Source organism: Streptosporangium sp. NPDC000509 (assembly GCF_042898365.1).
In the GTDB taxonomy this organism is placed as follows: Bacteria; Actinomycetota; Actinomycetes; order Streptosporangiales; family Streptosporangiaceae; genus Streptosporangium.
Map to the genome: position 1 here is coordinate 237,714 of NZ_JBIAYX010000015.1, position 13,293 is coordinate 251,006.

Genomic DNA, 13,293 nt, shown 5'->3' on the forward strand with positions numbered 1-13,293 from the left:
TGCAAGTAATTGCTTCTTTTGCCTTATAGTTTCATCATGACGCGACGGCTTGCAGAAGTGGCCAAGAAGGTCGGGATGAGCGAGGCGACGGTCAGTCGCGTGCTCAACGGGAAGCCCGGCGTGTCCGAGGCGACCCGTGAGGCCGTCCTCACGGCGCTCGACGTGCTCGGCTACGAGCGGCCGACCCAGCTGCGAGGTGACAGGGCGCGGCTGGTCGGGCTCGTCCTCCCCGAGCTGCAGAACCCCATCTTCCCCGCCTTCGCCGAGGTGGTCGGGGGCGCGCTGGCCCAGCAGGGCTTCACCTCCGTGCTGTGCACCCGGACCCTGGGCGGCGTCTCCGAGGCGGAGTACGTCGATCTGCTGCTCCAGCAGCAGGTGTCGGGGGTCGTCTTCGCCGGAGGCCTGTTCGCCCAGGCCGACGCCCCCCACGACCACTACGAGCTGCTGCGGGAGCGACGCCTGCCGACCGTGCTGGTGAACGCCGCGGTCGCGCACCTCGCCTTCCCGCAGGTCTCCTGCGACGACGTGGCCGCCGCCGAGATGGCGCTCGGCCACCTGCGCTCGCTGGGCCACGAGCGGATCGGCATGGTGCTCGGCCCTCCCGACCACGTGCCCTCGCGGCGCAAGCTGGACGCGGCCGACCTCGACCCCGAGTTCGTGGAGCACACCATGTTCTCCCTGGAAGGGGGGCACGCGGCGGCCGCCCGGCTGATGCGAAAGGGCGTGACCGGCGTCATCTGCGCGAGCGACGTGATGGCCCTGGGCGCGATCAGGGCGGCCCGCAGGGCCGGGCTCTCCGTGCCCGACGACGTCTCGGTGATCGGCTACGACGACTCCGCGCTGATGAACTGCACCGACCCGCCGCTGACGACGCTGCGCCAGCCGATCGACGCGATGGGCCGCGCGGTCGTCGACCTGCTCGCGGCCCAGATCGACAAGGCCCTCGTCCCGGCCGACGAGCTGCTCTTCGAGCCCGAACTGGTGGTCAGGGCCTCGACCGGCCCGGTCAAACGCTGAGGGGCGCCGATCGCGAGGCGGGGGCGTCGCCCCGCGCCCGGTGAGGCGGCCGACGTCCTTCGATCCCCGGTCCTCTCGCAGGTCGGCCCGCCGGAGCTCCGGGGCGGGGCATCCTTGGTGCTCGGGCGACGACGCCGCGCCGCAGGACCCGTTTCAGATCACACCACGGACGATCTAGCGGTTGGACATCATTATATTCCGAGCCTGTGTTTATTTATTACGAACATATGTCGTGAAAAGGTGTCAGAACATCCCCGTTCTTCCTGAGGGGCGCCCGGCGGATCCTCGTCGCCCGCGCTTTCCCGCGGCGGGCTCGGGTCTCTCCATCGAGCCCGACGACAACCGGCTGCCCGGATGGAACCGGCGGCCGAGCCGGTCGTGCCGGCCGCCGCCCTCGGCATCGTGGTGCGCCGCAGGCGCCGGGCCGCCGCCTCGGCGAGTTGGTTCTCCCGCCGAGGTTGCGGCCCGCGGCCCGGTGGCCGTGCCGGGCGGGGAGACCCCGCCCGGCGCTCACTTCGAGACGTAGAGGATCTTCCAGCTGCCCGCGTACAGGCAGTTCAGGGAGGGCTTGGAAGCCTTGCGCTCGGAGCAGACCTTGAGCTCGACCTGGTAGAGGTCGTGCTGGGTGAACGAGAACGACTTCGGGGTGCCGTAGGAGCAGTCGACGACGCTGCGGTGCTTGAACGGCAGGTTCTTGCCGTCGGGGGTGCGGTAGGTGAGACGGAAGACCGCCCAGCCGCAGGAGGAGTCCCTGGTCAGGTCGTAGACCTTACCGGAGATCTTGCCTCTCTCGGCGGCGGGGATGTCGGCGTGGTCCTCACCGTAGACGGTGATCGAGCCGTGCGCCTTGGCCCTCCTGCCGGGGGCGTAGTAGGTGCCCCACGGGCCGGCGCCCTGCTCCGCCGTCGCGTCGGCGGCCGCCGGGCCGCTCCGCGTCGGGGCGGTCGCCGCCTGTGCGGTCGCCGGGGCGATGGAGACGAGTGCGGTGGCGAGGGCGAGTCCGGTGAGAAGGCGGCTGATCGTCATGGGAGGGATTCCTTTCCGGCTGTTGTGACCACAGTGTGTGATGGACCGCTTTCAACCGGGTTGACCGCTCACTGCAAACGAGTATCAGCCACTTATAAGAGGGAATGTGGAGTCAACAGGAGGTAAGTGCATGGAAGCGCTGGGAATAGACATCGGCGGGTCGGGGATCAAGGGTGCGCCGGTGGACGTCGCGAGAGGGCGGCTGACGCGGGAGAGGCTGCGCGTGCCCACGCCGAGCCCCGCCAAGCCCGAGGCGGTGGCCGAGGTGGTGGCGGAGATCGTCAAGCACTTCGCCTGGGACGGGCCGGTGGGGGTCACCTTCCCCGGGATCGTGCTCGACGGGGTCGCCAGGTCGGCCGCCAACGTGGACAAGGACTGGATCGGCACGGACGCGCGGAAGCTGTTCTCCCGGGTGACGAGGTTGCCCGTCACCGTGCTCAACGACGCGGACGCGGCCGGTCTGGCCGAGGTGGCGGCGGGGGCCGCGAGGGGCAGGCCGGGGGTGGTGATGATGCTGACCTTCGGCACGGGGATCGGCAGCGCCCTGCTCATCGACGGCCGCCTGGTGCCCAACACCGAGCTCGGGCATCTGGAGATCAGGGGCAAGGAGGCCGAGAAGCGCGCCTCCGACCACGCGCGCGAGGCGCACGACCTCGACTGGGCCGAGTGGGCCGAGAGGGTGCAGGAGTATCTGGAGCACGTCGAGGCGCTGTTCTCTCCTTCGCTGTTCATCATCGGAGGAGGGGTCAGCAAGAAGGCGGACAGATTCCTGCCCCTGATCAAGCTGCGCACCCCGATCGTCCCCGCGGCGCTGCAGAACGAGGCAGGTATTGTGGGCGCGGCCATGGCGGCCGTGTGAAGACGCCGTCTCACCCCGGTGTAGCCGCCCCGTCGGCCCGGATGTGGACGTCGATCGGCGCGCCACCACGTACCAGCGTGTTGTAGATCGGGCAGCGCGCGCTGAAGTCGTCGACGTACCGCAGGCCCTGTTCCTCCGTGACGTCCGCGAACCTGAAGTGGAGCTCGATCCGTTCGAAACGGGTGCTGTCGTTCTCGTCGACGAGGTACGAGCCGGTCACCTCCAACCGCGGATACGGCAGCTCCTACTCCACCGAGCGTGCCGCGATGATGTTCAGCGCGCACCCGGCGAGGCTCGCCAGGAAGTACTCCGCCGTGCCCGGATGCGCCGGGTTCTCCAGCAGCTTGCCGTTGTCGATCGTGAACGTCGCCGGCCGACTCCAGCGCGGCGAGCAGCACGTATGCGCCGGTCGAACCGCGGGTGCTCACGGCGACCTTCTTGCCCTTGAGATCGGCGACGGTCGAGACGCCGGCATCGTTTCGCACGACGATGCCCTGGTTGTTGCCGTTGTTGAGGCTGAGGGCGAAGGCCACGAGCGGCGACGCGGTGTCGGCCTCGTTGAAGAAGGTGGCGACGGAGTTCGACGTGAAATCGATCCGGCCGGCCTTGGCCGCCTCGGATGCCTCGACCGGCGCGAGCGGACCGTTCCACTCGACAGATCCGCCGACGCTCTTGAGCGTGTCGGCGACCGCGTTGCTGTCCTCCGCCAGCGTCCACAGGCTCGTGCCGCCGAAGTGCCCGACCCGGGCGACGACCGGCTCGCCGTTCGCCGCCTGCGCTGTCTCCGTCGCGGTGGCCGAGGGTTCGGTGCCGCCGCCGCAGGCGCTCAGCGCGAGTGCCGCCACAAGGGTGAGGCCGCCGAGCAGGCGATGCCGGCCGTGGACGCGGAGGGAGGTGTTCATCAGGGGTTTTCTTACTTTCTTGAACCAGCGGACCGGGGAGCGTCCGATGTGGTGCTAAACGCCGCTGTGGGCCTGCCGCCAGCGGAAGATCCTGCGTTCGAGCAGCGCGACCAGCGCGTCGGTCACGAGTCCCAGCACCGCGTACAGGACGACGCAGAGGATGACGATCTCGCCCTGGCCGTACTGGCGGGCGTTCGTCAAAAGGAACCCGATGCCGGTTACCGCGTTGAGGCTTTCGGTGAGCACGAGCACGGCCCACGTGATGCCGAGGGCGTACCGGATGCCGATGAACACCGAAGGCAGGGCGCCGCGAAGCAGCACCCGGGTGGAGAGTCGGTACGCGGTGAGGCCGTACACCTTGCCCGCCTCGACCAGGCGCCGGTCGACGTTCCTGATGCCGCCGAAGGTGTTGAAGTAGACCGGGATCGCGGTGGCCAGGATCACGAGGAGCACCTTGGTCTCCTCGCCGATGCCGATCCAGAGGATGAGCAGGGGGGAGCTTGGCGGTGAACGGGACCGCACCGCCGCCAGGCCCGGCGGGGGAGTGGCTCGCTCAGGTGGTGAGGAGACCGTGGGCTTCCGCGAGGAGTTCGAAGGAGCGCAGCCAGGCCGTCCGGTCGGGGGTGGCGGAGACGGTGATCAGCTCGTCGGCCTGGGCGTGTTCGGCGAAGCGGTCGAGGTAGTCGGTCACCTCGGCCGGGGTCCCGATGGCGGAGTAGGTGGTCATCTGGAGGATCTGCCGCCCCGCGGGGGAGGCGAGGATGCTGTCCGCCTCCTCCGGCGTGAACTTCCGGCCCCGGCCGAGCAGCAGGCCGACCCGGCTCCGCTTCATGGCCAGGAACTGCTCCTGGGCCTCGGCCGTGGTGTCGGCCGCGAGGACGTTGACGCCGGCGATGATGTACGGGCGGTCCAGCTGCCGGGACGGCTTGAACTCGCGCCGGTAGAGCGAGACGGCGTCCTGGAGCGCGGTCGGCGCGAAGTGGGAGGCGAAGGCGTACGGCAGCCCGAGTGCGGCGGCGAGCCGGGCTCCGAACAGGGAGGAGCCGAGGATGTACAGCGGCACGTCGGTGCCCTTGCCCGGCGTCGCGTCGACACCGGGGATTCTGGACTCGCCGGTCAGGTACCCCTGCAGTTCCAGGACGTCCTGCGGGAAGTCGTCCGCGGACATCGGGTCGCGACGCAGGGCTCGTGCGGTCTGCTGGTCACTGCCCGGCGCCCGGCCGAGACCGAGGTCGATGCGCCCCGGATGCAGGGTTTCGAGGGTTCCGTACTGCTCGGCGATGGTCAGCGGGGAATGGTTGGGAAGCATGACGCCGCCGGCTCCGAGGCGGATCGTCCGGGTGTGCGCGGCCACATGGGCGATGAGCACGCCGGTCGCCGAGGACGCGATGCTGGGCATGTTGTGGTGCTCCGCGTACCAGATCCGCCGGTAGCCCAGCTCCTCCGCGCGCCGGGCCAGGGTCACGGTGGCCCGCAGGCTGTCGGCGGCCGTCTCTCCCTCGCCGATGTGCGCCAGATCAAGGATGGAGAGTGGAAGAGCCATGGAGAGCAAGCCTTTCGTCACGGGGAGAAAGGAGCGTGCACCCCCCTGAGTGCTGTGCAACGGTGCCGATGCCGCGGTTATTTCAACGCCGCAGGCCGGCTCTGGCCCCCAGGGCGGGCGGCGCGTGGTGATCGCCTGTCTCGGCCTCGGTGAGCGCGGTGGGCCCGCCTGTGCAGCCGCCTCGGGACGGCGTGTCTTCAGGCCGGTGTCGTCGGGCAGGAAGCGCGCGGCGCGTCCGTCTCGATGACCGCCGGCAGGCCGCCCGGGTTCGGTGCCGGGTGGATGTCGTGGAGCACCCGGTCCGGGTCGGCGGCACATGGTGCGGCTCGGGTGTGTGCTTCATGGAGGCGATCCGGAGGCGGGGCGGAGAGATTCGCGGTGCCCCGGGGGCCGTTCACCGGTGGCCGCGCACCGTTTTGGAGCACTTGAGGACAGAGGTCTGAAACTTTCATCGGGTTCGAAACCCGTTCGGTGAGGTCAGCGGCCGGGAGGGTGCCAATCCAAGGGCTCCGACGTGCAACAAGCTGTACACATCCTCGAAACATCCGGACTATGGGAGCGCTCCCACCATCGTCCTGGAGATGATTACGAATGACAGTCAATCCGCGCCGCCATACCTGGCGCAACCGGGTGGCGACCATGGCGGCCATGTTCGTGGCCGCCGCCGGTCTCGCCACCGGGCAGGCCGCCACGGCGCACGCCGCGGTCGCCTGCGACGTCGCCTACACCACCAATGACTGGCAGGGCGGATTCACCGCCAACGTTACCCTGAAGAACCTCGGTGACCCGCTCACGAGCTGGACCCTGGGCTTCACCTTCGGCGCCGGGCAGACGATCCAGCAGGGCTGGTCGGCCACCTGGGCACAGTCGGGCGCCCAGGTCACCGCGAAGAACCTCGCCTGGAACGGCGCCCTCGCCACCGGCGCCTCCACCAGCCTCGGCTTCAACGGATCGTGGAACGGGAGTAACCCCAAGCCCACCTCCTTCACGGTCAACGGCGTGACCTGCGGCGGGCAGCCCCCGGTCAACCAGCCCCCCACGGTCAGCCTGACCAGCCCCGCCTCCGGCTCCACCCACCAGGCCGGTGCCGCCGTGCCGCTCGCCGCGACCGCGAGCGACGACGGCTCCATCAGCAAGGTGGAGTTCTACGTCGACGGCACGCTGGTCAACACCGACACCACCGCCCCCTACTCCTACTCCGCCACCGGCCTGGCGAGCGGCTCGCACACCGCGAGTGCCAAGGCGTACGACAACGCCTCCCCGGCGCTCTCCACCCAGACCGCCGCGGTGCCCTTCACCGTGGGCGGCGGCAACACGACGCCGTCGATCGTCGCCTCCCCGACCTCCCTCAGCGTCCCCGAGGGCTCGTCGAGGACGGTTGGTTTCCGGCTCAGCCAGGCGCCGACCGGCAACGTCACGGTCAGCCTGGCCAAGACGGGTGACAGCGACATCACCATCGCGCCCAGCACGCTGACCTTCACCACCGCCAACTGGAACACGGCGCAGAACGTGACGGTCTCGGCGGCCCAGGACGCCGACCAGACCAACGGCACCGCCACCATCACGGCCACCGCCACAGGACACACCTCCGCCACCGTCGCCGTGACCGAGGCCGACGACGACGGCACCGACCCGACGCCGGTGCACGTCGACAACCCCTACGACGGCGCCGACGGCTACGTGAACCCCGACTGGTCCACCAAGGCCGCCGCCGAGCCCGGTGGCACCGCGGTCTCCAAGATCTCCACCGCCGTGTGGCTGGACCGGATCGCCGCCATCGAGGGCACCTCCTCGGGCAGGGGCCTGCGCGCCCACCTGGACGAGGCCCTGCTGCAGGACGCGGCCAACGGCAGCAAGCCGCTGACGATCCAGATCGTCATCTACAACCTGCCCAACCGCGACTGCTCGGCGCTCGCCTCCAACGGTGAGCTGCTCATCTCCGAGAACGGCCTGAACCGCTACAAGACCGAGTACATCGACCCGATCGCCGCGATCATGGCCGAGTCGAAGTACGCGGGCCTGCGGATCTCGACGATCGTCGAGATCGACTCGCTGCCGAACCTGGTCACCAACCTCAACCTGGCGAAGTGCCAGGAGGCCAAGAGCAGCGGCGCCTACGTCGACGGCGTCCGCTACGCCCTGAACAAGCTGCACGCGATCAAGAACGTCTACACCTACGTCGACGCCGGACACCACGGCTGGCTCGGTTGGGACTCCAACTTCGGTCCGTCCGCCGACCTGTTCGCGACCACCGTCGCCGGCACCACCGCGGGCTTCGACAGCGTGGACGGTTTCATCACCAACACCGCCAACTACTCGGCGCTGCGTGAGCCGCACTTCACCATCAACACCAACGTCAACGGCCAGAGCGTCCGCCAGTCCAAGTGGGTCGACTGGAACTTCTACGTCGACGAGCTCTCCTTCGCCCAGGCCTTCAGGACCACGCTGATCCAGAAGGGCTTCAAGTCCAACATCGGCATGCTGATCGACACCTCCCGCAACGGCTGGGGAGGCTCGGCCCGCCCGGCCGCTCCCAGCACCTCGACGAACGTGGACACCTTCGTCAACCAGTCGCGCGTCGACCGCAGGGTCCACGCCGGCAACTGGTGCAACCAGGACGGTGCCGGACTCGGCGAGCGCCCGCAGCCCAACCCCGCCCCCGGGCTGGACGCCTACGTCTGGGTCAAGCCTCCGGGTGAGTCCGACGGCTCCAGCAAGGAGATCCCGAACAACGAGGGCAAGGGCTTCGACCGGATGTGCGACCCGACCTACGGCGGTAACGAGCGCAACGGCAACAACCCCACCGGCGCCCTGGGTGACGCCCCGGTCTCCGGCCAGTGGTTCTCCGCCCAGTTCCGCCAGCTGCTGCAGAACGCCTACCCTCCCCTCCCGTAACCCGCTGACCCCGGATCCCGCCCCGGCGGGATCCGGGTGAGGCTCGACACGACGGCCCCGTCACCCCGAATTCCGATTTCGGGGAGGCGGGGCCGCCTCCTTTCCTCCTGAAGTCCCGGCCTCCCCTCGGGGCCGCCACCTTCCCGAGGGTCTCCGGTCGCCTTTCCCCGGCCTCCCGCCACCGCGCGCTCGTCTTCGGCACGGGGATCGGCCCTGAGGCCGAGGGCGGGCCTCCGTACGGTCCGATATTGGGATGCGGTGGCGCGGTGTCTCGGGCAGCATGGGCGGTTGGGCCTTCGCACAGGGGCCTTCAGGTGTGGAGCTTCACACGCGTCTCACGACCGCGGGTGAGCCTTCACACGTGGGCCGAAAGTATCCTGGGTTCAGTATGGGAACGCCTCCTTTGACATCGTCTCTCTCCGACCTGCACGCACGCCTGCCCGAGCTCACGCTGCGTGACCAGCGGCGGCTTCGCCGCAGGCTCGACGGGGCACGCAGGGTCAGAAACCGCGCCGCGCAGCAGAAGATCGCCACGGAGATCACCTCCGACATCGAGCGGGCCGAACGGCGCGTCGCCCGGCGCCGCGCCGGTGTCCCCGCGATCACCTATCCGGAGGCGCTGCCGGTCAGCCGGCGCAGGGACGACATCCTGGAGGCGATCCGCGACAACCAGGTCGTGATCGTCGCCGGAGAGACCGGCTCCGGCAAGACCACCCAGCTGCCGAAGATCTGCCTTGAGCTGGGCAGGGGCGTGAGGGGCCTGATCGGGCACACCCAGCCCCGCCGCATCGCGGCCCGCACCGTGGCCGAGCGCGTCGCCGAGGAGCTCGACACCCCGCTCGGCGACGCCGTGGGCTACAAGGTGCGCTTCACCGACCAGGTGGGCGACGGCACCCTCGTCAAGGTCATGACGGACGGCATCCTCCTCGCCGAGCTGCAGAACGACCGCGACCTCGACCAGTACGACACGCTCATCGTCGACGAGGCGCACGAGCGCAGCCTCAACATCGACTTCATCCTGGGCTACCTCAAGCAGCTGCTCCCGCGCCGCCCCGACCTGAAGGTGATCATCACCTCGGCGACGATCGACCCCGAGCGATTCTCCCGGCACTTCGGCGACGCGCCGATCGTGGAGGTCTCCGGCCGGACCTACCCCGTCGAGGTGCGCTACCGGCCGATCGCCGAGGACGACGACCAGATCCAGGCGATCGGCAAGGCGGTCGACGAGCTGTGCGCGGAGGGACCCGGCGACATCCTCGTCTTCCTCAGCGGCGAGCGCGAGATCCGCGACACCGCCGAGGCGCTGTCGAAGCGCGAGGACGCGGAGATCCTGCCGCTGTACGCCAGGCTGTCCGCCGCCGAGCAGCACCGGGTCTTCCAGACGCACACCAACCGCCGGGTCGTGCTCGCCACCAACGTGGCCGAGACCTCGCTGACCGTGCCGGGCATCAAGTACGTGGTCGACCCCGGCTTCGCCAGGATCTCCCGATACAGCCACCGCACCAAGGTCCAGCGCCTGCCCATCGAGGCGATCTCCCAGGCCTCGGCCAACCAGCGCAAGGGCCGCTGCGGCCGCGTCTCCGAGGGCGTCTGCATCCGGCTGTACGAGGAGGACGACTTCGTCACCCGGCCGGAGTTCACCGACCCGGAGATCCTGCGTACCAACCTCGCCTCGGTCATCCTGCAGATGACCTCGATCGGCCTGGGCGACATCGGCGCCTTCCCGTTCGTCGAGCCGCCCGACCAGCGCCAGGTCAAGGACGGCTACGACCTGCTGCTTGAGCTGGGCGCCTTCGACCAGGGGCGGCGGATGACCCCGCTCGGCCGCAAGCTGGCGGGCCTGCCGGTCGACCCGCGACTGGCCCGCATGGTGCTGGAGGCCGACCACAACGGCTGCGTCCGCGAGGTCATGGTCATCGCCTCCGCGCTGTCGATCCAGGACCCGCGCGAGCGACCGGCCGACAAGCAGCAGGCCGCCGACGAGAAACACCGCCGCTTCGCGGACAAGGAGTCCGACTTCGTCTCGTACCTGAACCTGTGGGAATACCTGCAGGAACAGCAGAAGGAGCTCTCCTCCAGCGCGTTCCGGCGACTGTGCAAGGCCGAGTTCCTCAACTACCTGCGCGTCCGCGAGTGGCAGGACGTCTACGGCCAGCTCCGCCAGATGTCGAAGACCCTGGGCGTCACCCTCAACAGCACCCCCGGCGACGAGCAGAAGATCCACATCTCCCTGCTGTCGGGTCTGCTGTCGCACGTCGGCGTCAAGGACATCGACAAGAAGACCGCCGACGCCGCCGGCGGCGGTCGCCGCCCCCCGAACGAACCGCGCAGGCCCATGACCGAGTACGTCGGCGCGCGCAACGCCCGGTTCGCGATCTTCCCCGGCTCCGCGCTCGCCAAGAAGCAGCCGCTCTGGGTGATGTCGGCCGAGCTGGTGGAGACCTCCAGGCTCTGGGCCCGGGTGAACGCCAAGATCGAGCCCGAGTGGGTCGAGCCGCTCGCCCAGCACCTGATCAAGCGCACCTACTCCGAGCCGCACTGGGAGAAGAAGCAGGGCTCGGTGATGGCCTACGAGAAGGTGACGCTGTACGGCGTCCCGATCGTGGTCCAGCGCAAGGTCAACTACGGCCGCATCGACCCCGAGCTGAGCCGGGAGCTGTTCATCCGGCACGCCCTGGTCGAGGGCGACTGGGAGACCCACCACGCCTTCTTCACCGAGAACCGCAGGCTGCTCGAAGAGGTCGAGGAGCTGGAGGAACGGGCACGGCGCCGCGACATCCTCGTCGACGACGAGACGCTGTTCGACTTCTACGACCAGCGCGTCCCCGCCGACGTCGTCTCCGGACGCCACTTCGACTCCTGGTGGAAGAAGGTTCGCGCCGATCAGCCCGACCTGCTCAACTTCGAGAAGTCGATGCTGATCAGCGAGACGGCGGGCGACGTCAGCAGACGCGACTACCCCGACGTGTGGCGCCAGGGCGGCCTGCGCTTCCCCCTCACCTACCAGTTCGAGCCCGGCACCGACGCCGACGGCGTCACCGCGCACATCCCGCTCGCGCTGCTCAACCAGGTCAACGTCGAGGGTTTCGACTGGCAGATCCCCGGGCTGCGCGAGGAGTTGCTCACCGCGCTCATCCGGAGCCTGCCCAAGCACATCCGGCGCAACTTCGTCCCCGCCCCCAACTACGCCAAGAAGGCGCTGGAACGGGCCGAGCCCACCCAGGAGCCGCTGCTCGCCGTGCTGGAGCGCGAGCTGCTGAACCTGACCGGCGTCCAGGTGCCGCGCGAGGCATGGCAGCCCGACCTCGTCCCCGACCACCTCAAGATCACCTTCCGGGTGATCGACGGGCGCAGGCACAAGCTGGCGGAGAGCAAGGACCTGGCCGAGCTGAAACGGCGGCTCGCCCCCAAGCTCCGCCAGACCCTGTCCAAAGCCGCCGGCCTGGAGAAGACCGGCCTGACGGGATGGACCGTGGGCGCGCTGCCCAAGACGTTCGAAGAGCGCAGGATGAAGGCGTACCCGGCGCTCGCGGACGAGGGCGCCACCGTGGCCGTACGGATGTACGAGACCGAGACCGAGCAGCGCCGGGCGATGTGGGAGGGCACCCGCAGGCTGCTGCTGCTCAACACCCCGTCACCGGCCAAATGGGTGCTCGGCCGCCTCGGCAACCAGTCCAAGCTCGCCCTGAGCCGCAGCCCGCACGCCGGTGCCACCGCGCTGTTCGACGACTGCATCGCCTGCGCCGCCGATCACCTCATGGCCGAGCACGGGGGCCCGGTCTGGGACGAGACGGCCTTCACCACCCTGCACGACAGGGTCAGGGCCGAACTGTTCGACACCACCGCCGAGGTGGTCGCCCGTGTCGAGAGCATCCTCAAGGTCTGGCACACCGTCTCGACCCTGTTGCCCGAGTCTCGCTCCACCCCCGCGATCGAGGACATCCGCGACCAGGTGGCCAACCTCGTCTACCCGGGTTTCGTCACCGACACCGGTTACAAGCGACTGCCCGACCTGCTCCGCTATCTCAAGGGGGCCGAACGGCGGCTGGAGAAGGTGCACGAGGACGCGTTCCGCGACGGGGAGCGGATGGACAGGGTGCACGACATCGAGGACGAGTATCACGAACTGGTCGAGAAGCTCCCACCGGCCCGCCGCTCGGACGACGACGTCCGCCAGATCCGCTGGATGATCGAGGAGCTCAGGGTGAGCTACTTCGCGCAGACCCTCGGAACTCCGTACTCGATCTCCGACAAGCGCATCCGCAAGGCGATGGAGAAGCTGTGAAGGGCTGTCCCGGGAGGAGCCGCCGGCGTTCGGCTCCGGAGTGCGTTGCCGCAGGCCGAGGCTCCGCCGGGGCGGGGAGCTACAGGAAGATCGAGGTGTCGAGGTCGAAGTCGACGGGGGAGGGGATGCGCAGCGGCTTGCCCATCTCGGTGTGGGTCATGGTCCGGTAGGTGCCCTCCTCGGGGTCACTCAGGACCGTGACCATCGGCGGGGAGGCGACCGGGTCGACGATCATCATGATCGGGACGCCGCAGCCCGCGTAGATCCTGGGCTTCGTGGCGCGGTCCATCTCCATGCTCCCCGGTGAGACGATCTCCGCCGCCAGGATGAGCCCCGAGGAGAGGATCTCACGCTCACCCCAGAGCGGAGCGTCCACCGGGACCAGGCAGTAGTCGGGAACCAAGGTGTCACGTGGCCCCTCGATGCAGACGTCGACATTCCCCGCGAAACTCTCCCAGCTGTTTTTCTCCAAAATCGGCTGCAGGGCGAAGGCGAGGCGCATGGCGATTCGGCCATGTTGTGGAATGCCGGATGGGCTCACGATGAGGTTCCCGTCGATGATCTCGGCGCGAAGGCACAGGGTTGGGGGAAGGGACTCGAAGATGTCCCTTGGAGTACGAGGGAGCGGCTGCTCTTCTGGGACGGAGGGCTGAGGGGGTGGCTGGGTCGCGGTGCGCGGGACGGATCGCTGAGACGCTGTCATCACCATCGGCTTTGTATCCCTCCGTGTCCGAACATGCACTCTGAGTGTGCCACAAGGCCCCCT

At 69.0% G+C, this 13,293-nt stretch carries 9 protein-coding genes and 1 pseudogene; 4 read left to right on the forward strand and 6 right to left on the reverse strand.

Translation table 11 applies throughout. The features are described 5' to 3' along the window. Window positions 1–36 precede the first annotated feature (36 nt). On the forward strand, window positions 37–1,017 hold the full coding sequence (locus ACFY3D_RS27190) for a LacI family DNA-binding transcriptional regulator (protein ID WP_362902182.1): 981 nt from the start codon (window positions 37–39) through the stop codon (window positions 1,015–1,017). A gap of 510 nt (window positions 1,018–1,527) precedes the next feature. Here the strand turns inward: ACFY3D_RS27190 and ACFY3D_RS27195 are convergent. After that, window positions 1,528–2,043: a hypothetical protein gene (locus tag ACFY3D_RS27195; protein WP_389984127.1), complete on the reverse strand. Its 516-nt coding sequence runs from the start codon at window positions 2,041–2,043 to the stop codon at window positions 1,528–1,530. A gap of 130 nt (window positions 2,044–2,173) precedes the next feature. On the opposite strand from ACFY3D_RS27195, the gene ppgK reads away from it, so the two are divergent. Next, entirely contained in the window at window positions 2,174–2,902 is a 729-nt protein-coding gene (gene ppgK, locus ACFY3D_RS27200) for a polyphosphate--glucose phosphotransferase (protein WP_389984130.1), read from the forward strand. 10 nt (window positions 2,903–2,912) lie between these two features. Here ppgK and ACFY3D_RS27205 read toward each other — a convergent pair whose 3' ends face one another. From ACFY3D_RS27205 to ACFY3D_RS27220, 4 genes and pseudogenes are all read right to left on the reverse strand, one after another. Then, complete coding sequence (locus ACFY3D_RS27205) at window positions 2,913–3,122, reverse strand: OsmC family protein (RefSeq protein WP_389984133.1); 210 nt, start codon at window positions 3,120–3,122, stop codon at window positions 2,913–2,915. 208 nt (window positions 3,123–3,330) lie between these two features. After that, window positions 3,331–3,804 (reverse strand): annotated as a pseudogene (locus ACFY3D_RS27210) (ABC transporter substrate-binding protein); the annotation flags it as partial. 54 nt (window positions 3,805–3,858) lie between these two features. After that, a complete protein-coding gene (locus ACFY3D_RS27215) occupies window positions 3,859–4,326 on the reverse strand; it encodes an ABC transporter permease subunit (protein WP_389984135.1) in 468 nt (155 codons plus the stop codon). A 31-nt stretch (window positions 4,327–4,357) separates the two neighbouring features. After that, window positions 4,358–5,347, reverse strand: a complete 990-nt coding sequence (locus ACFY3D_RS27220; protein WP_389984137.1) for an LLM class flavin-dependent oxidoreductase — start codon at window positions 5,345–5,347, stop codon at window positions 4,358–4,360. Window positions 5,348–5,938: 591 nt separating this feature from the next. On the opposite strand from ACFY3D_RS27220, the gene ACFY3D_RS27225 reads away from it, so the two are divergent. Then, the gene (locus ACFY3D_RS27225; protein WP_389984140.1) at window positions 5,939–8,242 is read left to right on the forward strand and encodes a glycoside hydrolase family 6 protein; all 2,304 of its coding nucleotides are present in this window, start codon (window positions 5,939–5,941) and stop codon (window positions 8,240–8,242) included. A gap of 388 nt (window positions 8,243–8,630) precedes the next feature. Beyond that, entirely contained in the window at window positions 8,631–12,527 is a 3,897-nt protein-coding gene (hrpA, locus tag ACFY3D_RS27230; RefSeq protein ID WP_389984143.1) for an ATP-dependent RNA helicase HrpA, read from the forward strand. A gap of 79 nt (window positions 12,528–12,606) precedes the next feature. Here the strand turns inward: hrpA and ACFY3D_RS27235 are convergent, their stop codons facing one another. After that, window positions 12,607–13,236, reverse strand: a complete 630-nt coding sequence (locus tag ACFY3D_RS27235; RefSeq protein WP_389984146.1) for a Uma2 family endonuclease — start codon at window positions 13,234–13,236, stop codon at window positions 12,607–12,609. Window positions 13,237–13,293 lie beyond the last annotated feature (57 nt).

Bases quoted from the DNA above. Each gene is read 5' to 3' on its own strand.
- ACFY3D_RS27235 (WP_389984146.1), bottom strand. From the start codon at position 13,236: ATGGTGATGACAGCGTCTCAGCGATCCGTCCCGCGCACCGCGACCCAG.
- hrpA (WP_389984143.1), top strand. From the start codon at position 8,631: ATGGGAACGCCTCCTTTGACATCGTCTCTCTCCGACCTGCACGCACGC.
- ACFY3D_RS27225 (WP_389984140.1), top strand. From the start codon at position 5,939: ATGACAGTCAATCCGCGCCGCCATACCTGGCGCAACCGGGTGGCGACC.
- ppgK (WP_389984130.1), top strand. From the start codon at position 2,174: ATGGAAGCGCTGGGAATAGACATCGGCGGGTCGGGGATCAAGGGTGCG.
- ACFY3D_RS27195 (WP_389984127.1), bottom strand. From the start codon at position 2,043: ATGACGATCAGCCGCCTTCTCACCGGACTCGCCCTCGCCACCGCACTC.
- ACFY3D_RS27220 (WP_389984137.1), bottom strand. From the start codon at position 5,347: ATGGCTCTTCCACTCTCCATCCTTGATCTGGCGCACATCGGCGAGGGA.
- ACFY3D_RS27190 (WP_362902182.1), top strand. From the start codon at position 37: ATGACGCGACGGCTTGCAGAAGTGGCCAAGAAGGTCGGGATGAGCGAG.